This window comes from Flavobacterium gillisiae (assembly GCF_900107635.1).
Classification (GTDB): domain Bacteria; phylum Bacteroidota; class Bacteroidia; order Flavobacteriales; family Flavobacteriaceae; genus Flavobacterium; species Flavobacterium gillisiae.
Window position 1 is genome coordinate 49,697 of sequence record NZ_FNRD01000015.1, and the last position, 21,807, is coordinate 71,503.

Here is a 21,807-nt window from a genome sequence, read left to right on the forward strand (position 1 = left end):
TGTTTTTGAATCTAAGAAATAGTCTACTTAAAGATGATTAGTTATGAAATCAATTAAAAAAGGAAATATTGTCAAATTCCACACACCATTACCAAACGAAAATCCTAACCAATTGTATGTAGTTCTGCAAGTTATTGAGGACGACGAAAGACCTAGAGCTGACATACAAGCTTTAAACACAGGACTTTCCTTTCCTCCCGTTAATACCGTACGCTTTGATGATTTACAAGAGGTAGAAGTTAATACGAATGAATTAATTGGCCATAAAGTAACAATCAATAAATCCGACTATTCACAAGTAGAAGGAAGAGTAATCAAAGTTAGTGAACAAAAAATAGAAGTTAATCTGTCTAACGGAGTTCATGGTGTAGAAACTAATGTTTGGCTTACTATTGTTGATAATGATGGTGTTGAACATGTAGGAACCTTATTTGTTATTCCGGCGTAAATAATTTAAATCTTAACCATATAAAATTCGATTAAAATGAATACATATATAAATGAAGAGGAAAAATTAAAACATCCGTACTACAAACTAATGGAATTACGTGGAGATAAACTTCAATCAGAACTGAGTTCTTGGTCACGAATAGATTTAATTGAATGGTTAAGTTGGAATGATAGAAATGGTGTTTACAAAGATGAAGATTCGTTATGGGAATTTGATAATGTTCTAGCAAAAGAGGAAGCCATAGAAATTATTACTAGACAGATTGCAGAATCATAAATAATTATGAAAACAGAAACAAATAGTGTTGCGAATTCAATGGAGAGTCACCTCTATAATTGTCGTTTAAAAATTGGTGAAACTATCCGTCAGATACGAGAAAATAAAGGTTACAATCAAGAACAGTTAGCCGAAATAATGAAAGTAAGCAGAACCACTATCTCCAAAATTGAGAGTGGTAAGTTCAATTGTAGTTTAGATTACTTGTCTAAATTTTCATGGTATTTGGGTTTTGAACTAAAAATAACGGGCACTAGTCCAAAATAAAAGGTAAAAATTAATAGCAGCAGAAAATAATGCTTCTGAAATATTAAAAGTAGCCAATGTCAATATTAATTCAAATTAGAAATAAATGGTATATATCGAGAATTTAGAAAAAGAAATATTTCTATTGGAAGAACCTTATGTTGATTTATTCAACTATATGGATGAGAACAACTTAGAAAAAGATTTTATTATTTCATCTAAAACAAAGAATGTTAGTTTTGAATCAATTACAAAAAATAGTCTTTTAGGGAATGGTAATTGTAATGATTTTATGGCTTTTATTGGTTCTAATAGTGTTGATTTAATACTCACAGATCCACCATATAATTTAGGTGAGTTCATGCATAACCGAAATACTAACCTTGTAAAAATGAGAGAAAACCAGTTTGCATATGCTGGATGGGACAATTTATCTCAAAAAGACTGGGAAATAGAAATGAAATCATTTTTTAAGGAAAGTGGTAGAATATTAAAAAAGAGTGGCTCATTATTAATGTTTATGTCACTGATAAAGTTAGAAACTATTATAAAAATTGCAGCTGAATACAAATTCTATTATAAAACAACAGGTATATGGCATAAAACCAATCCAATGCCTAGAAACATGAATATTCATTTTGTAAATTCTACTGAAGCATGGGTGTATTTCGTATATAATGACACTTCGGGCACTTTTAATAATGAAGGTGTTTTGCATCATGATTTTATAGAAACATCATTAACTACTGCTAAAGAAAAGAAATTCGGTAAACACCCTACTCAAAAGCCATTAAAAGTAATTTCTCATTTTGTTAGATTGTTATCTAATAAAAATGATGTTATTTTAGATCCATTTATGGGCAGTGGTACTACAGGAGTAGCTTCATCAAAACTTAATCGTAAGTTTATTGGTATTGAATTATCAGAAGAGTATTTTGAAATTTCTAAAAACAGAATACTGAATGAATAATTTGAAAATTATAGATTTATTTGCAGGTGTTGGTGGTCTTTCTCAAGGATTTATTTTAAATGGTTTTGAAGTAGAATTTGCTATTGAATATGATAAAGATATTGCTGAATCATATAAATTAAACCATCCAAATAGTACAGTTTATGCAGAAGATATATCAAATATAGATTTTCATAAATTAAAAGATAAACATAAAAAAGTAGATGTTATTGTTGGTGGACCTCCATGTCAAGGATTTTCTCAAAAAGGCAAAAGATTAAGTATTAAAGATGAGAGAAATTATTTGTTTCAAAAATTCATTGATGCTGTAAAAATATTTAAACCAAAGTACTTTGTTTTAGAAAATGTTCCAAACATACTTACTACAGCAAATGGCTTTTTTAAAAACGAAATAATCCAAGGGTTTGAAGAAATAGGTTATGCTGTAAATGCGAAAACTTTAAATGCGTCAGACTATGGTGTACCACAAAATAGAAGACGTGCTTTTTTTATAGGGACTTTAAATGAAAAGATGATTGAATTTCCAGAGCCTTATGATTTTAAGGTAACAATTAAAGAAGCTATTTATGATTTGCCTTTTATTGAGTCAGGAGAAGGAATAAAAGTTTGTGATTATAGAGAAGTTGAAAAAATTTCAAATTATCAAAAATTATTACGAAAAAAATCTAAAGTAGTTCATAATCATATCTCGACTAAACATTCGAAAATTGCAATTGAAAGGTTAAAATTAATTCCTGTAGGAAAAGGAAAAGAAGTGTTACCTGAAGAACATAGGACAAAATCTATTTTTAGTGGTACATGGACAAGATTAAAAGAAGAAGGTATAGCCGCAACCATAACAACAAGATTTGACACTCCTTCATCAGGTTTATTTACTCATCCAATATTAAATAGATGTTTAACAGTTAGAGAAGCTGCTAGAATTCAATCTTTTTCCGACAATTTTATTTTTTATGGTTCAAAGACATGCCAAATGAAACAAGTTGGTAATGCTGTTCCTCCACTATTAGCATCTGCGGTAGCAAAACAAATTTTAAATGATATAAACAATGAAAGTTAATCCACAACATGTAGTAAATCGTGAAGAGCTAAACTTGAGATTAGGTATTAAATGCTCATTACCAGAAATAAATAAATTATTAGCTGTAACCTATACAATTTATGCTGCAATAAAAAAAAGTGAAATTATTTTTGTGGATGAATTTTTAAATAGTAGTACAAAAACAGCCATAAAGCTAAAATCAGAATACGAAACTCTCGTTTGTGATTTTTATGATTTACAAATTAATACTTTGGGCATTGATAGAAATACATTTTTAGGATTATTTAATAACACTCCTTTATTCAACCAACATTTAGAATCACTTCAAGTAGCGCTTCAACTTTATTGGAAATTAGGCGAAATTAATTTTGAAGACTCTTCTAAAGCAAACACATCTGAAAGAAAAGGTGGAAATAGGTATTCAAAAAAAATTAACTTTTCAACTAATATTGATTTAATAGAGTTGTCATTCAGTAATGAAGAAAATATTTTATCTGAAAGATTTAAAAGTTTGTTGTTTGAGATAATTACAAATCAAAATTCTAACGACGAAACAGTAAAAACAAAACTATCTAAATTACTTTCGACTTTCACGGAAGAAGCTACATTTAAAATCAGGGTAGCTGGCGAAGAAATTGTTTTTCAGCAGATAGGTGTTTATGAAGAAATAATATTAGGAAACACGGTTGAGAGTAATGATTCCATAGAGCAAGTTGGACCATTAAGAGTACTTAAAAGTTCTCTTAGTGATAATTTAAATTATTACATTGAAGACAACAAAATAGAAGGTTTTAAAATTAATACAAATACCAGCATTGACGAATTAAAAGATTACTCTAAAAGAGTAAAAACAAAACTAAATTTATCTCCAAAATCAACAAACATTGAAATAATAATGTTTGAAAATGATGAAAGTTTAAATTACGCAGAAGTTCCTATTGCAAAAAATATTATTTACTATGGTTCCCCAGGCACAGGTAAATCTCATAGAATAAAAGAAATAGTTAAAGGAAAAGAAGAGTTTACAGAAAGAGTAACATTTCATCCTGAATACGATTATACATCTTTTGTCGGAGGTTATAAGCCAACTTCAAAAGATGGTGATATTAAATATGAATTTGCTCCTCAAGTTTTTACAAATATTTATGTAAAAGCATGGAATGATCTAAATAACAATGAGCATTTCCTTGTTATTGAAGAAATAAACAGAGGAAATTGTGCTGAAATTTTTGGAGACATTTTCCAACTATTAGACCGAAATCCAGAATACTTGATAACCCCTTCTGATGAACTAAAAAATTATTTAGAAAAAAATCTTACCGAAAAAGGTGTCGAAGGTATTGCAGCTGGCAAAATGAAATTACCTGAAAACCTTACTATTCTTGCTTCAATGAACACGTCTGATCAATCATTGTTTCCTATGGATAGTGCTTTTAAAAGAAGATGGGATTGGGAATACATCCCAATCTGTTATGATCAAATGGATGATTTCAAGAAGAAAAATGAATCTTTTGATTTCGAAATAGATATTGAAGACGGTAACAAATACAGTTGGTTAAAATTTATAGAAGCGGTAAATCTGAATCACATCAAAAACAATGCTTCATTGGGCATGGATAAATGTCTTGGAAACTACTTCATCAAACCTGATAACGCTAATACAATATCGTTAAAACCTTTCATCAATAAAGTGATTTTTTACTTGTGGAATGATGTGTTTAAAGACGAGGAAAATAAAGTGTTTGAAGAAAATACTTCTTACGAGGATTTTTTCCCTATAAAAACAAAAGGAAAAGAAAAAATTAAGGAATTATTTGAACGAATAGAGTTAAAACCAAAAGTGGAATTAAAAGTAGTAGAAGCTCATTCGCAATTAGGTCAAGTAGCTGAGGGTAAAGAAGAAATAGAGTCCTAAAATATGCAAATCTTAATAGAAGGCGAAATATATCCAATTGAATTACTACAAAAAGTATTTGATGATCCAAAGTTTTACAAACAAAACGGCTTCGATGGTATGATAACTTCGGTAGGTTATTATCATTCGTTTGAAAAAAACAGTTTGGTTTTCATGCTCCCAAAAGTCTTTATGAAAGACGGGACAGAGACTATATTTGGCTGTAATAAAGAGGTTTTGATCGATTTAATCAAAAATCAATCAATAAAACACAAAACGCAATACAATTGGGTACGTCAACTATCAGTACATTTCTACAATAGTTTAATTGAATTCAAGAAAAGATACAACGACACTTCAATAATTCATAATACAGAAACATTTGAATTAAATACCAATTTAGGAGATAAAGAATATTCTTTTCTTGATTTATTACTAAGCTTTGTAAACTACTATAAAAAGAACAAACAACAAATATTGTTTAAGCACATCGAATTTGTTTCAAACCAAGTAAAAAAACCAAAATGGGAAAAAACAATCAGAAAGTCATTGCCTATTTTAGCGAACGGAAGAACTCCAATTTATGTTGAGATAACCAATAAGAAAAAAATAATAAACACTGAAGAAGAATTACTAACCTATTTTTTTTCAATTCTAAATCACCTAAACAAAGAGCATCATCTAAACCTAAAAATTGACAAATCATTCAATCTAATTGAAGGGCAATCATTTGAAAAATTGTGTGGAAATGGTATTTCAAAACTCAAAAAAATTAAATACCGTTATTTCAACGATACGCTCAAGAAAATGTATGTACTTTGTGAATTGTATTTCTCTCAATTTGACAAAAGCAGTATCAAGAAAAAACGAGAGGATTTTCTAGCAATAACCAATTATAACTTGGTATTTGAAGATATGGTTGACAAATTGTTTTCTAATAAACTGAATACTGTAGAAATTGGTGGTGTAACAATTGACAAACTAAAAAATAATGATGATGGTAAAATCATTGACCATATCTACGATTATAAATCACTGATTGACACAAGTGATATTTTCTATATTGGAGATTCTAAATATTACAAATCGAATAGTTCAGCTGGGAAAACATCAAAATACAAGCAATTCACATATGCTAAGAATATTATTCAGTTCAACATTGACTTACTAAACAAAAACAGAACTTACAATGCTACAATGCGTTATAGGGATACTGATTTAACAGAAGGTTACAACATTACCCCTAATTTTTTTATTTATGGATTCATTGATGATATAGTAAATTACGATTCCCATAACATAACAAAAAAAGGAAAACCAATTCCTTCATATCATTTTAAAGAACGTTTGTTTGACAGAGATACTTTATTTGTCCATCAATATAAAATCAATTTTTTATTTGTTTTAAAGGCTTATACAAACTTTAACGATAGTGAAATAGAAAATTTCAGAAAAGAAGTAAAATCAACTTTCAGAAACAACTTCCTAGATTTTTTTAACCACAGTTCAAAATGTGGATTTGAATTTTATGAGTCTACAATAAAGCAAGAAGACTATTCAGGTTTTATTAATGAAAATTTTAAGAGATTAAATGGTAAATGTTTCTGTACAAATGATAATCGTTTACTATTAGCCAAACATACAGAGGACACAACAGTAAATGACTTAATAGAAAAATTTATTAAAATAGAACAACTAGTATAGTTTTTTGTCTTGGAGTACTAACTTATTAAAAGTAAGAAACTATTGAGCTAATTTTATTTAATTGCTTCATTAGTAAAAAGGCTTTCTAAAATAGAATAACAAATAAACAATATCTGAGACCAATGATACAGAAAGTAACTAAAATAAAAGACTTTGGTATTTTAGACAACCATAAACCTGATATGGTTACTAAACCTTTTAATGTTTTCAACCTTATTTATGGTTGGAACGGTAGTGGCAAAACTACATTAGGTCGCTTACTGCGTTGTTTAGAAAACAAAAAAAATCATAGTGAATTTGCTGAAGCAGATTTTGTTGTAGAATCAGTAACCAATGGTAAAATCGATTCTAAAACATACAATCACAATCTGGAAATTAAGGTTTTTAACCAAGATTTCATAAAAGATAATCTGGATTTATTTGATGCTACAACAAAACCAATACTGTTTATTAGTAAAACAAAAATCGACGAGAAGAAATTATTAGACAAACACAAAAATGATTTAAAAACAAGCGAATTAGAGATTATAAAAATTGATAAAGACCTTGGTGTTTATAATAAAAAAGCAGACGATTTTCATAAAGATGCTGCTAAATCGATAAAAGATTTCCTGTTAGGAACCATTTATGCAACAGTGCATTACAACAAAAGCCTTTCTGCTAATATTTGGAAAGTAATCCTATTACAACCAGAAATATTAGAGTCGTATGTTTTAACAGAAGAAGAACTGACCACTCAAAAAAGCTACACATTAATTGATAGTGAAAAAGCAGAAATTGACCCAAGTACTTTACCAGTAGCAATAGATATTGATAAAATTGCAGAAATATACAGCGAAGTAAATGGTTTAATTGCAACCTCCATAAGTGCAAAAGTAATAGAACGGCTCAAAGACAATCCTGATATGGGTGAATGGGTTGCTACGGGATTAACTTTACACAAAATACACGAAAGTGACAATTGTGAGTTTTGTGGTCAGACTTTACCGGAAAATTGTATTGCAAATTTAGAAGCGCATTACAACAAAGAATACCAAGAACTTATTGGCAACATCACTGAGTTAGCAACAAAATTATTGCAAGGGATTAGAACTGAAATTGTAAACCAAAGTCATTTGTTATTTCAAACTTTTACGGAACGTTATAACAATTCATTAACCGAAACAAATAAAAATATTCAACTTGTAAATGCCGAAATTCAAGACTTGATAAGTGTTTTGGAATTAAAAAAATCGAATCCATTTGCAACACTAGAAAAAGTAGTTATAGAAAAGGAAGTTTTTGACAATTTCAATGCGCATCTTAAAACTATAGTTGATGTTATCGGAGAACACAACACCACAAGCAAAGCATATTCAGATTTAGCAGAAAAAGCAAAGATCAAAATTGAAAACCATTTTGTAAGTCAAGCAGCAATTGAAAAAGACTTAAAAAGTATTGAAAAAGAAATCACAGATAATTTAGAATTAAAGAGAACCGAAACTACCATCTCTCATAAATTAAAAGATGCTATAAAAATATTAGCAGACGATTTGAGTACTGATACTCTAGCAATAGCAAAAATAAACGAGAACCTGCATAAGTTTTTAGGGAGAAACGATATAACATTACACCGAATAGAAGAAGGAGGTTATCAGTTACTCAGAAATGGAAGAGTAGCAAGAAATCTTAGTGAAGGCGAAAAAACAGCAATATCATTAATTTACTTTTTTTCCAAAATTAGAGAAAACGATGCTGAAATTGCAAATCAAATCATCGTTTTAGACGACCCTATTTCTAGTTTTGATAGCAATCATTTGTTTAATGCGTCAAGTTTCATAAAAAAATCAACTCAAGGTGCAAAACAAATTTTTGTGCTAACTCATAATTTTTGGTTTTTCAAACAAGTTAGAGATTGGATGAAAGACAAAAACAAAAGGCCAAAACAAGAAGACGATGGTATAAAAGCTAATTTTTATGTAACTAAATCAGGACTAATTCAAGATGCAGATAAAACGTTAACTGAAACGCATTCGGAATATCAGTTTGTGTTTAGTTCAATCCTAAAGTATCAAAATTCGGAAACAATTAGTATGTCTGAGTCTTTTAATTTAGCCAATTCAATAAGAAGAATGCTAGAAGCGTTTTCAAGTTTTAAAACTGCTAGTAATGGAGGATTTAATGCTGTTTTACAACTAGGCATAAACAAGGGGTTTGACCAACAACAAAAAGAAAGAATTTATTACTTCCTGAATAAATACTCTCATTTAGACAGAATTGAATCGTTTGATAATACTATAGAAACATTACTCGAAGAGGGTGTAAATGTCGTTAATGATGTTCTAATGGTTATAAAATTAATAGATGAAGACCATTATAAATCCATGTTAAAAGCGTGTGGTTATGAAGATAAATTGACATACTTAGAGGTGTGAATTTGAAATCTGTTACTTCTGTAACACATCAGTAAAAAATCGAAACGTAAATTTGAAATATATTTTATGAAAGTACTTTTTTGCAGAACAAGAAACTGCAAAATAGTAAACTTTCAAAACCAATTAAATTGATTAAAAAAATAAGATTATGCTTAAGTTTGCACAATCAATATAATAAAAGTACCCTATGGAATCTATCAAAGACATTTTAGAGCAATTAAATAGTACAGACGAATGCACTACAATTGAAGCTAAAAAAGGTTCCGCAATTGATACTTCCATAATGGAGACAATTTGTGCGTTTTCTAATGAACCCGGTTTAGGTGGGGGATTAATTGTACTGGGGGTTGTAAAAGATGAAACTTCATTATTTCAAAGTTATTATGTTGAAGGAATTACAAATCCTGACAAATTACAATTAGATATTGCTTCGCAAACAGCATCATTATTCAACCAACCCGTTAGACCAGAAATCGAAATCGAAAAATTGGCAAATGGCAAACTAATCTTAAAAATGTTTGTCAAAGAATTACCTGATGGGCAAAAACCATTGTATTTTAAAAATAAAGGATTACCACAAGGAGCATACAGAAGAATTGGTTCAAGCGACCAAAGATGTACTGAAGATGATTTATTCGTTTTCTATAACAAAGAAGACAGCTTAGATAGTACTATTGTAAACGATACCAGTATTGATGATATAAGCGAAGAAGCAATTTCTTTATACAAAAGTTTACGGGCTAAAGTAAACGAATACGCCGAAGAATTAGGCTACAACGATTTTGATTTATTAAGGTCTTTAGGCTGTATCAAAAAAGACAAAGACGATTGGAAATTAACTTACACCGGATTATTAGTTTTTGGTAAACGACAAGCATTACGAAGATTGCTGCCAATGGTTCGTATAGATTACATACGTGTTCCGGGTAATGAATGGGTCGAAGATCCTGAAAATAGATTTACTACCATAGATATGCGGGGACCACTTATTGAATTGGTTCAAAGAGCATTCAGCGCAATAGCTGACGATTTACCAAAAGGTTTTTTGTTAGGCGATGACAAATTACAAGCTGCTGCAATTGGTTTACCTTCAAAAGTTTTACGTGAAGCATTGGTAAATGCATTTATTCACAGAACCTATAGAGAGAACCAACCCATTCAAATAATCCGATACGGCAACAGATTAGAAATCAAAAACCCGGGATTCTCTTTAAAACCAGAGGAGCAATTGGGCGAACCAGGATCAAAAAATAGAAACCCATTTATTGCATCAATTTTTCACGAAACAAACTTGGCGGAAACAAAAGGAAGCGGAATCAGAACGATGAGAAATTTAATGGAAAAATCCTCATTAGCACCACCAACTTTCGAAAGCGACCACACCGCAAATTTATTTACCACAAGATTATTATTACATCATTTTCTTAACGAGAGCGATTTACAATGGTTGGATACTTTCAAAGAGTTCGATTTGAATACAGAACAAAAAAAGGGGTTCATTTTCATTCGAGAAGCAGGAGCAATTGACAACTCTACTTACAGACAATTAAATGCTTCGGATGTTTTAAAAGCAAGTAACGAATTAAGAAGTCTAAGAGACAAAGGACTTGTAGAGCAAAAAGGCAAAGGAAGAGCAACATATTACATAGCAGGAGCGGTTCTTAACACAGAACCTAAATTGCTTAACACAGAACCCGCATTGCTTAACACAGAACCCGTACTGCTTAACACAGAACCCCATCCACTACCACAGGAGTTACCTTCTGTTTTAAGAGAACAAATAGAAAAATTAGGGATTAGAGAAAATGATCCTAATAAAATCAAAGATGTTATATATGAACTTTGCAAGCATAACAGTTATTCAGTTAAACAAATCGCTCTAATATTGAATAGAAATGAGAATTATGTGTACCGAAATTATATAACACCAATGAAAGAAGAAGGCAAGTTGCAACACACAATCATTGATATGCCAAACCATCCAGACCAAGCATACAAATCTATTTAAACCAAAATAGTTATTTCAATGACCGAAAAAGACTTTAATGGTTTAGAATTTGAGTTGCATCAAACAAACTTAAAAACGTACTAATAGAAAAACAAGCTAACTTCTTAAAACGTATGGTATAAGTGCTGTTGAAATAGAAGAGTTATAAAAAAAGAAAAAAAGAATTTAAACAGTAATTCTTAATCATAAAGTGAATACCAAAACAAGAAAAAAAATGTTTCAAAATAACATTTCCGTTAAACATCACGAGCAAACCCTCCCTTCGGTCGTCTTTATTCTTCAATCTTACCTTTACAGCAAGATTTAGAACCTTAAAACGACAATCTTATAAAATAGAATTAGAATGAAAAACAAATCTAAGTACACAGAAAAATTAGTACGCTATTTAGAAAATGAAAATAAGCTTGGTGGCCTCATGGACTGGATTGAAACACAGCCCGCTCTAGATCAGCCGGAAATCTTAAGAGAACTTAAAAACCTTTTTATAGAAAACCATGAAAAGACAGGTGAACAGGATTGGTTAGAAAAAGCGAACATCGTCGAGGCTAGTATTGAACAATTTGAAGATTCTATTCTGGATGACAAACTCGCCGAAAACCTCTTTATTACTGAAATACAAGGGGTCTTGAATGATACTGAAAAAATAAAAGAGTTTTTAGCTTTAACCAGAACCACATTAATAAATTGTATCCTTAAGAGCAGTGATGATAAAAAAGAGATTTGGGCTTTGGTCCACAAAGCCATAAAAGCAGAAGAAGAATCCAATTTATATGATCCCGATAATTGGAGCGTAATTATGTAATTACGACATCGTATCAGAGAAAAAATTACAATAAAACACACTCCTAATTTTAATCCTTCTCAGTATAATTTTTACTGGTATTTTATGCCCTCAATTATACAATTACAAATTAAGACACCCTATTTAACTCAATAATAGTGTTTTAAAAAAACCTTCAAATTCTCCCATAGTTTTAACTTTGATTGGCACATCCACATCATTAACTTAAAACAATGGAGATATGAACCAGAATAAAATCACAATACTATTTTTAATAGTTGCAAATAGAACCAATAAAAAAGGCCTATGCCCTATCGGTTGTAGAATTACCATCAACAAGCAAAGGAAAGAATTTAGAACAGGTCTTTTTGTGAATCCTTTACATTGGGTAAATACACTTCAAAAAGTAAATACGAAGGAGCTAAATCATAAATTCATCAATACCCTACTTGAACATATTGAACTTAAGCTTTACAACATTGCATTGGTATATCAGCTTCAAGGAATACCTTGGAAATTAGATAATATCTATAATGAATATAGAGGACTACCAATCAAAAAGGAAGAGTACATAGCCTCTTATTACAGAAAATTTTTAGCTCGAATACAAAAGCTAGTCGGTATCGAAATAAAACAAAATACCTATGAAAAATTCGTTTATGTTGGAAACCACTTGGAAGCTTTTATAAAATGGAATCATAATAAAAACGATTTCCCTTTAAAAGAATTGAGCTTACAGTTCCTAAATGATTTTGATTACTATCTAAAGACAGAAAAAAAGATAAAGCAAATTACTATCAATAAAATCATTCAAAGGCTTAGAACTCCCATAAAACAAGCTATTTCGGAGACATATTTAGATAGAGATCCATTTATATTATACAAATCAAAAAAAACACATAAAGAAGTTGTATTCCTCACTACAGAAGAACTTAAATGCATCGAAGGAACCATATTCCAACTTAAGAGATTAAGCATCATTCAAGACTTATTCGTTTTCTGCTGTTATACCGGATTAGCGTATAATGAAATGAGAAGCCTTTCCATAAACAATATTCAAATAGGTTTTGATAGTATGAATTGGATCAAGATGAAACGAGAAAAAACACAACGCCAAATATCGATTCCATTGCTACCAAAAGCACAGGAAATTATCAATAAATATTTAATCGAAAGTAATTCTGTTTTCCCTCCTTTAAGCAATCAAAAATTCAATGCCTACCTCAAAGAAATAGCAATTATTACTAAAATCGAAAAAAGAATTACCCATCACACAGCCAGAAAAACATTTGCCTCTACTGTATTACTATACAACGATGTTCCAATGGAAATAGTTTCTGAATTATTAGGTCATTCCAACATGTCAATCACTCAAGAAAGTTATGGAAAAGTAGTCCAAAAGAAAGTAAGTGAAGAGATGCTGAAATTAAAATTAAAGATAAATAATAGCTGAAATATCACTAAAATCGGGTATTGTATTTAGGTTAGAGAAGTTGTTTTTTTGCTTTTACAGTTTTTAGGATGGCATTAATTGCAGTATCAGATATCACTGTATCGTTTTAGTTACGGTTTTGATAGCGTAATACTGCAATACCAGAGTTATAAATAGCCGTATAAGCTACAGCATTAAAATTCAGCATTAAGTATCATCGTATCATTTGCTTTAGTTTTTGATACTTTTTCCTTCAAATGTGGTTTTACGTAACTTAATCAACTGGATTATTACTAATGTTGTCTTATTACTTCCTCCGCTTTACTAACTAGAAAGCGTAAAATAAGGGATTTTAACATCAAATTAATAAACTTGAATCTCTAATAATAAACAATTCAATAAAAAAGTACAATTAAACCTTGAATTAATTGATAAAAAAAAACAATTAGATTATTTACCTTCTAATGCAAAATAATCAATAATTTAGCTAATGGAAGAATTATGAACATAAATAAAACCTTGCAGTAAATTGATTGACTACTTAAGGATTTTCAAAACTGAGTGAGCTATAATAAAACGAAATCAACATGAAAAATAATATCATCGATATAAAACACATCACCTGTATTATCAATTTACAGAATACTTCTGCATTTCATTATTTAAATCTGGTATTTGACATAGAACATAAGTTACTAACTAGCAGCGGTCGGGCTTATGAAGACCGCCTCCTTGATCACAAATACCTGGTTATTTATATCTTACCTAGTCCTATAGACAAGAAAATCACAACTAAGCTAATACAATTAATACAAGAAGAAAAGATAGATTATGTAATAATTGACGAACTATTTCCTGAGGATAATTCTCTTTTTTTAAATCAAAAAGAGATTCCTACAACAGCAGAATGGATTGCAAATAGTCATTTTTCTAAACACCAATCATTTATAGAAGTACTATAAGTCGTATCGAAAATAAAGTGTCAAAATTAAAGATAAAGAATGAACAATAAATCGTTAGCAATTATTTATATCGAGGAATTATCGGAAATTCATTTCGATAACATCTTGACAATTCCTGAAAAGTATAAAAAACTAAGAGACCTATTAGAAAAAATAACCAAAGAGCTGACTAAAAACGAAGTAGTTAATTTTTCCAATTTATTTTCAAGGCTAACATTTATTGTAGACAAATACCAAACAAAAAGGAATATCCACAGATTCAGAGGTACCGCAAACGAAGTAGTCTATAAACAGAAAATGGTGAGTTATGAAGAGTACAATACCCACTTCAAGTATATTGCAGAATTCATTGCTAAAGTTTTTAATTATAGTATTCCACAATTAATTCAAAACGAATTCCCAATTGAAGAGTTTAAACCGGTATACGACAAAAAATCAGGGAAGATTGTATCTGAATTACGAGCTGAAATTATCGAAATTCAAGATCGCTTCCTCATTTGTGATTTTGAAAACAATCAAGACGATAATTTCATTAAAGTAAGTATTAATGATGTAACCCATAATTCTCTATTCACTTCAGTCAATGACTTTTGGAAGCATGCTCAAGTAAATTTAGTAAATGTTATTATTGATGAAAATGGAATATATTTTCCAAAAATAATTATCCTTGAACCAGACTATCTTGTAGATGTTTCAGCAATTGCTGAGTGCTTTCAAGATTATGGGACATCAGCATTAAATTATATAAAATCAAAATTTGAGGAAACTCCAAACAATAAACATATTAGGTTAGGGAATTTTGCCAACTTAGTAATGGATAAGATGTTCGCCAAGCAAGACGATGAAATTCTAGAATTTAAAGATGTTATAAAGGAAGATTTCAGGCAGTATCCCATCGAGTATGCTACTTGTAATGATATTGAAGCAACTGCAGACATGCAAGAATATGTTAGGAACTGCCAAACCCAATTCAGCAATATCAATAAAGTTGTAGTAAATGATTTCAGTCGTGAACCAGTAAGTATTGACATAAAAAAAGCTACGTTAGAACCAACATTTCTTAATAAACGATATGGTATCCAAGGTCGATTAGATGTACTACAGAATATCGAGAAACAAAAGGGGAAATCCAAAATTATTGAACTAAAATCAGGAAGTCCACCTTTTCCGGATGATGGAGTGAGTATGAAACCAAACCATGCTACGCAACTATATTTATATTATCAATTGATTGGTTATATAAATCAGTTAGATTTTAATGAAATAAACGGGAAAATTGAAGGACATATTTTATATTCAAAACTTCCAAATAATAATATTCGATCTGATAAACCCTACTTAAAAAGAATACAAGAAATTTTTAATTTAAGAAATGAAATAGTATTAAATGAATTTCTATTATCGAAAGATGACATGAGTATTACGAGCGAAATTATTGAAAATATCACTCCTGAAAACATTATAAAATACAAAATATATCCAGCTTTTAAAGCTTTATTAGAACCTCAAATTCTCAAATTAAATTTTGTTCTACAAAACTGTTCTAAATTAGAAAAAGCCTATTTTTTTTCCTTCTTTAGTTTTGTAGCAAAAGAGCAATATTTAGCAAAACTGGGCAATGGCCAATCTGATAACAGTAATGGTTTAGCAAACTTATGGCTAAACCAATTTACTGAAAAGGCAGAAAGATTTGAAATACTTTACGATTTAAAAATTATAGAAAATTTAGCGAATCAAAAGGCTGTAGAAATTACATTTACTCGTACAAATGAAGCAAATAAATTCGTGAATTTTAGAAAAGGAGATATTTGTGTTTTATATCCTAGAGTAGTAGAAGAAGATATTGCTACAGACAATCAAATTTTTAAATGTACCATCAAGAATATTACAACGACAGAAGTAACTGTCGGTTTCAGAAACAAGCAAAATAATACTATTTTTTTTAAAAAATACAGTACATGGGCTATTGAACGTGATTTTATGGATAGTTCTTTCACAGCTATGTATCGAAATTTATTTAGTTTTATTGACGCCAATACAATTAAAAAAAACATCATTTTGGGGATTGAGCAACCCAAAATTGTTCAGGATTATAGCTTCAATAAAAAGCACTTATCAGATGAGCAAAACCGTATTATTTCAAAAGCATTATCTGCTGACGATTATTTTTTACTTAATGGACCACCAGGTACTGGTAAAACATCAATAATAATAAAAGAATTAGTAAAAGAAATAATCACAAATTCAGAAAGTACAACACTACTTTTGGCTTATACAAATAGAGCCGTAGATGAAATATGTGAAGCTGTTTCAGAAGCAACAGCAGAAATAGCACATGACGTTTTAATAGATAATATAAATACTAGTTTTATAAGAATCGGAAGTGAATTGTCTTGTAATGAAAAGTTTAAACGAAATTTAATTAATAACGTCTGTAGCAATGCACAAAATAGAAATGAAGTCCGACAAATTTTAACTTCAAAACGGATATATATTGCTACAGTTGCATCAATGTCAAGTAAATCAGAGCTATTTAAATTAATAAACTTTGATAGAGTAATAATTGACGAAGCTTCGCAAATACTAGAGCCACAAATCATAGGAATACTTACCAAAGTCAAAAGATTTATTATGATTGGTGACCATAAACAATTACCTGCAATTGTCTTACAGGATCCTTTATCTTCTTCAACAAAAAATGAAAGTTTAGAAAAAATAGGCTTAGCAAATCGCAAAAATTCTTTGTTTGAAAGATTATACAAATATTGCGAACAAAATAAAATTGAGTGTGCATATGATATTTTAACTTACCAAGGAAGAATGCATAAAGAAATTGCTTTATTTCCCAATCATATTTTCTACAATTCACTATTGAATCAGGCTTTTGACATTCCAAATTTAAAAGACTCAAGCAAAGTGAACTTAATGAGACAAGTTCTTGACTTAGACCTTAATTCAAAAACAAAAAACACCTTAGAAGATCTACTTACTAAAAAAAGAATGATATTTTTTCCTAGTAAAGTTGATGACAAAAATCATTTTAGTAAGTCCAACGAATATGAGGCTAGATTAGTTGTCAAAATAGTAAAGCAAATAATTGAAATATACAATAATAACCAATTAGAATTTTACCATTCGAAAACAATAGGAATCATAGCGACCTATCGCAATCAAATTGCAATTATAAAACAACAATTAGAAGAAGCGAAAATTCCAAATTTTGAAGATATTACGGTAGACACGGTAGAGCGGTTTCAGGGTAGTCAAAGAGATATTATTATAGTTTCATTTGCAGTTAACAATCATTATCAATTAAATGGTATTGTTAATTTAAATGATGAAGGAGATGTAGACAGAAAATTAAATGTTGCTTTAACTAGAGCCAAAGAACAATTAATTGTAATTGGTAATGATGATATTCTTTCAACAAACTTAATTTATTACAAATTAATTGAGTTTATCAAATCCAAAGGTGGATATGTTTGGGATAATATAGAAGATGTGCTTGCAGATAGCCTGAAATTCGATTATTTTGAGAGTGACATTATAATAGCTGGAAAAATTTTTATACTGGATAATGACTTTAAGACCATGTTTGATGATATAATTATTAATCCTTTGAAATTTGATAAAAGAACTATTAAATATCCTGAATTAATTTTAGGTAAAAGCAACGATTTTATTCGTAGTAATATAATTGAATACGGTAGAGCTAATTTTGATACCTCTTATACTTATCAAACTAATCTATTTACGCAAGAATTTAGTATAAAGGACAAAGTAATGTTATATTGTTTTTACAATATGAGAAAGCATTATTTTTCTAATATTTCAGTATTTGATTCCTATTTCGATCTATTCAAATTAGAATTAAAACAAAATTCAAATAGGATAACTTTTATTGATTTTGGTTGTGGTCCTTTAACTGCTGGGATAGCTTTTAATCAATTTGGAAAAAAAATAGTTGAAAATTTTAATATGAACTATTTTGGTATTGACATATCAAGTGGAATGGTAGAAATGGCTAAAGAATTTAGTAAAGAAAACATCTTTCACAATAACTCAACTTTTCATTTTAATAAAAGTTATACTGAAATTAACGAAGAATTATTAGAAGAATTATTTACTTTGCCAAATCTTGTAATTTTAAATTTTTCATATTTATTTGCAAACTTAGATTTAGAGCAAACAATTGAATTGGCTCAGCAAATAAATAATACGGTTGACAAATTTCCTTTAAACAAATACATTGTCATTTACCAAAACCCTGTACAAAGACATCATAATTTTACACGATTTAAAAAAGAATTGAAAGAAATAAATAAAAATAATATTCGTAAAACAGAAACTGTATCTTATAGAAACAAAGAAAACAGTAGTTATGATAATTCAGAAACATTTACTTACGAAATAATAACTAATTGATGCAAATAGATTTATTTAATACTGATAAAAAATCGAATCGGGAACTAACGATTGAAACCGCTAAATTAATAGAAGGTTTAAGGCTGCACTTTGACTTTATTAATGCAACTGAAGAAAAAGAACTATTGAAAATAATTGATGAGAATAGTTGGTTAAATGATTTAACAAGAAGGGTGCAACATTATGGATATAAATACGATTATCGAGCAAGGAAAATTGACAAATCATCTTATTTAGGTGATATGCCAAAATGGTTAAATGGCTTAAGTCAGAAATTAGTAAATGAAAAAATTATAGATTTCATACCAGATCAAGCTATTATCAACGAGTACGAACCTAGTCAAGGTATTGCCTCTCATATTGACTGCGAACCATGTTTTGGAGACACGATTATTTCAATATCATTAGGTTCTCATTGTGTAATGAATTATTCGAAAGAAGTCAACAGTAAAGAAAAAGAAGAACTGTTAATCGAACCTAGATCTTTAATTGTTATGACAAACGAAAGCAGATACAAATGGTACCATGGCATACCGCCTAGAAAAACTGATAAGTTCAACGATGAAATACTGAAACGACAAAGAAGAGTTTCTATCACTTTTAGAAAAATAATTATATAAAATCACTTCACTAACAGAATTATCAATAGATCAAGTGCATCAAATAATTTATTTTCATTACAAAAATCAAGATTGGTTCATAATCTAATTGGTGTAGAAATACTTTCTGGTTTTGTAGTCCCTAAAGTTAAGAGCAATTAGAATCGTCAAACTTTATATTTAATCTGCTATAATAAGTCTTTATGATAATATTTCTACTATATATCACTCTAGGTTTGGTGCTTAATTTTTGGGGTTCTCTTGCTAATTATTTAAAAAAAGAAGATGCTTCTTTACTTGAACTTAATAAAGGTGAGAGTTGGTTTTACAAATATTCTCTAATATTTTGTGTTAGGTTAGTAAGCGTGATTTTTTTTCCTATATTTTATTTTAACTTGTATATACGTAAAGTAAAACCTGAAGCTCCTGTTTCTTTTCAAGACAAAATAGATCTAGGTTTAGTGAAAAGGTTGAGAAGCATTGGGAAATTCAACAATACTGCTCCAACTGAGAAAACAACAGACAAAAAAATAGTAGAAATATATCAATTAATTTGTACATCTTTTAGAGACTTGGCAAAGAATAAAAAGGAACACATACCCGCAAATTCACTCAACACTATTGCTCTTAAATTCATGAAACTATATGAAGATATGGGTGAAGATTTTATGAAAGAGCATTTAGAATATGAGTTAGAAAAATATAATACCGAAGGATTAAGAGAAGAGTATAAAGGAGGAATTTCATTATTCTAAAATCTATTAAAAAAAACTATAATATAGAAAGGCCAGCAATGGAAACATCAGGAAAAAAGTACGCGGTTTATTCTAAATGAACTTGCAACATACAATACACGTAGAAAAAAATAAAGTTTCAAAACAACGATTACGTTAAAAATAACGTGCAATCAAGCGGTCTCCCTCCGGTCGTTCCCTTTGTTCCGCTCGGCAGTTCCAGTCGGTTCACCCTGAACTCGTTTCAGGGTCTTTATCGTGATTTTCTTTAGGGTTTCCCTCCATTCCACAGACACTACACAGCACAAAAAAATATAGCAGTCCCGCTAAAAGAAAAGGCGGGACAGCTATTTTTTTTGCGCCGTTCCGTTCCTCATCTCCACACGGTCACTTCCTGCGTTCGTCGGGGCTATTACAGCCACAATACAGCTTCATTCCGTTCCGCTACGCTGCTCTGCAGTCAGCAGTATTATGTCTGTCGCCCCTTATCTTTTCAGCGGTTGCTCCTTCGCACAGCCATCGGGGTTGGCTCCGTTCGGTGAAAAACCTCACTTTGCCCTAAATCAAGGTTTCCCTCCAAAAAAAGTCGGGAGTGTTTTATTTTTTCCCCGCCGTTTCACGCTCCTATCCGCTACGTTTCGCTCCGTTTACCCTGATAAAAATCAGGGTCTCCTCCGCTTAACTCCCGCGTCCAGGGTGGCTATTCGATTGCCGCAACCCCGCCACTGCGCTCCTCATCCGCAATAAAAAGTTCCTTCTCGTCTAAAAAGACGAGACCACTTTTTATTGCTCCTTGCGGTGCTTGGGGGTGTTTAATTGCCGCTTTCAAAAGAACGACCGCAAAAGAAGAACAGTAACGAGAATGTTTTGTGATACAAGAAAAAAAATAAAAAAAAGAAAGTAAAGCTAAGTTCCGGTTTCAAAAAGTAAAGTTCAAGCCCTCCGGGTTTTTGAAAAAAATCTCCACCCTTCAACCTGAATTCATTTCAGGTTTTTTTTTGGCTACACATGACTGCCGCTCCTCCTATTTCCTGTAGATAATCGGGTAGTATTTTTTCAAAAAAACTGGACTCCTTTTGAACCCTCCACTTCTATGAAGACTTTCTTTTTTTTCTTTTTCTTTTAAAATATTAGGGTGCCGAGCGCAGCGAGGCACATAATCTAAAACCAGAAATTATGCCAAACTTTATCGTCAAAACCCATCAGAAAGACACCATTTACAAGGGAAACCAAATCTTCATCCTTAACAAAGGAATGAACAGCGGCAAGCCGCAAAAAGAGCCATTTACCAATAGTTTTGTGATTGTTTTCTCAAACGAAAAAGATGCGGAATCAGTGTACTGGTTGGCGTATAGCCTTTGGAAAGCCAAATTCTGGCACCAATTCCTTTATGGTTCTGTAATTCCTTTTTTGCGAATTCAAGATTTCAGAAAAGATTTTTCGCATAAAGTCAACGAAATGCTACAAGATTTTGAGCAGCATCAAAAAGAAGTTGACGCACTGAGGTTGCTGGAACAACAAGAAAATCACTTTCATCAAAATATCAATCTTATCAATGAAATGCGCAGGGTTATTTTAAACCGTTACTGCAAGAAAAATTGATTATTAACTTAAAAAATACAACTATGAAACTATATATTTTATACCAAACAGATATGTGGAAAAGCAAAGCATCAAGAGTTTGCTTTGGAATTTTCGATAGCAGAATTAAAGCAATTGACAGTGCAAAATATAATGGTTTATATTGTTCTTGCGCTAAAGTGGTAGTCGAAGAGGTTACTTTGAATCAATTTGAAGAAAATTGAAACAAAAAAAGTCCAAACCTTACGGAATGGACTTTCTAAAATGCAATTCACGGTCACCACAACT

Annotated in this window: 17 protein-coding genes; all 17 read left to right on the forward strand. The window is 30.3% G+C overall.

The window, feature by feature from the left end; genetic code table 11:
* Positions 1-43 precede the first annotated feature (43 nt).
* A complete protein-coding gene (locus tag BLV35_RS17290; protein WP_091093181.1) occupies positions 44-448 on the forward strand; it encodes a hypothetical protein in 405 nt (134 codons plus the stop codon).
* A 36-nt stretch (positions 449-484) separates the two neighbouring features.
* Positions 485-727 (forward strand): hypothetical protein, encoded by a 243-nt coding sequence (locus BLV35_RS17295; RefSeq protein WP_091093184.1) that lies wholly within the window; start codon positions 485-487, stop codon positions 725-727.
* Positions 728-733: 6 nt separating this feature from the next.
* The gene (locus BLV35_RS17300; RefSeq protein ID WP_091093187.1) at positions 734-994 is read left to right on the forward strand and encodes a helix-turn-helix transcriptional regulator; all 261 of its coding nucleotides are present in this window, start codon (positions 734-736) and stop codon (positions 992-994) included.
* 85 nt (positions 995-1,079) lie between these two features.
* Positions 1,080-1,943 carry a DNA-methyltransferase gene (locus BLV35_RS17305; RefSeq protein ID WP_218133017.1) on the forward strand — a complete coding sequence of 288 codons (864 nt, stop codon included), beginning with the start codon at positions 1,080-1,082 and terminating at the stop codon, positions 1,941-1,943.
* Positions 1,936-3,003 carry a DNA cytosine methyltransferase gene (locus BLV35_RS17310; RefSeq protein WP_176980651.1) on the forward strand — a complete coding sequence of 356 codons (1,068 nt, stop codon included), beginning with the start codon at positions 1,936-1,938 and terminating at the stop codon, positions 3,001-3,003. Before BLV35_RS17305 ends, BLV35_RS17310 begins: the two co-directional genes overlap by 8 nt.
* Positions 2,993-4,900: an McrB family protein gene (locus BLV35_RS17315; RefSeq protein ID WP_091093189.1), complete on the forward strand. Its 1,908-nt coding sequence runs from the start codon at positions 2,993-2,995 to the stop codon at positions 4,898-4,900. The genes BLV35_RS17310 and BLV35_RS17315 overlap by 11 nt, the downstream gene beginning before the upstream one ends.
* A gap of 3 nt (positions 4,901-4,903) precedes the next feature.
* The gene (locus BLV35_RS17320) at positions 4,904-6,583 is read left to right on the forward strand and encodes a hypothetical protein (RefSeq protein WP_091093192.1); all 1,680 of its coding nucleotides are present in this window, start codon (positions 4,904-4,906) and stop codon (positions 6,581-6,583) included.
* Between the two features lie 122 nt (positions 6,584-6,705).
* Positions 6,706-8,997, forward strand: coding sequence for an AAA family ATPase (locus tag BLV35_RS17325; protein ID WP_091093195.1), 2,292 nt, complete (start codon positions 6,706-6,708; stop codon positions 8,995-8,997).
* 187 nt (positions 8,998-9,184) lie between these two features.
* A complete protein-coding gene (locus BLV35_RS17330; RefSeq protein WP_091093197.1) occupies positions 9,185-11,005 on the forward strand; it encodes an ATP-binding protein in 1,821 nt (606 codons plus the stop codon).
* Positions 11,006-11,348: 343 nt separating this feature from the next.
* Positions 11,349-11,807 (forward strand): hypothetical protein, encoded by a 459-nt coding sequence (locus tag BLV35_RS17335; protein ID WP_091093200.1) that lies wholly within the window; start codon positions 11,349-11,351, stop codon positions 11,805-11,807.
* Between the two features lie 220 nt (positions 11,808-12,027).
* The gene (locus BLV35_RS17340) at positions 12,028-13,239 is read left to right on the forward strand and encodes a site-specific integrase (protein WP_091093203.1); all 1,212 of its coding nucleotides are present in this window, start codon (positions 12,028-12,030) and stop codon (positions 13,237-13,239) included.
* 566 nt (positions 13,240-13,805) lie between these two features.
* Positions 13,806-14,180: a hypothetical protein gene (locus BLV35_RS17345; protein ID WP_091093206.1), complete on the forward strand. Its 375-nt coding sequence runs from the start codon at positions 13,806-13,808 to the stop codon at positions 14,178-14,180.
* 39 nt (positions 14,181-14,219) lie between these two features.
* Entirely contained in the window at positions 14,220-18,605 is a 4,386-nt protein-coding gene (locus BLV35_RS17350; protein WP_091093208.1) for a DEAD/DEAH box helicase, read from the forward strand.
* A complete protein-coding gene (locus BLV35_RS17355; protein WP_091093211.1) occupies positions 18,605-19,225 on the forward strand; it encodes an alpha-ketoglutarate-dependent dioxygenase AlkB in 621 nt (206 codons plus the stop codon). The genes BLV35_RS17350 and BLV35_RS17355 overlap by 1 nt, the downstream gene beginning before the upstream one ends.
* A gap of 182 nt (positions 19,226-19,407) precedes the next feature.
* A complete protein-coding gene (locus tag BLV35_RS17360; RefSeq protein WP_091093214.1) occupies positions 19,408-19,959 on the forward strand; it encodes a hypothetical protein in 552 nt (183 codons plus the stop codon).
* A gap of 1,155 nt (positions 19,960-21,114) precedes the next feature.
* Positions 21,115-21,540, forward strand: a complete 426-nt coding sequence (locus BLV35_RS17365; protein ID WP_091093216.1) for a DUF6943 family protein — start codon at positions 21,115-21,117, stop codon at positions 21,538-21,540.
* Between the two features lie 23 nt (positions 21,541-21,563).
* On the forward strand, positions 21,564-21,743 hold the full coding sequence (locus BLV35_RS17370; protein WP_091093365.1) for a hypothetical protein: 180 nt from the start codon (positions 21,564-21,566) through the stop codon (positions 21,741-21,743).
* Positions 21,744-21,807: the final 64 nt, after the last annotated feature.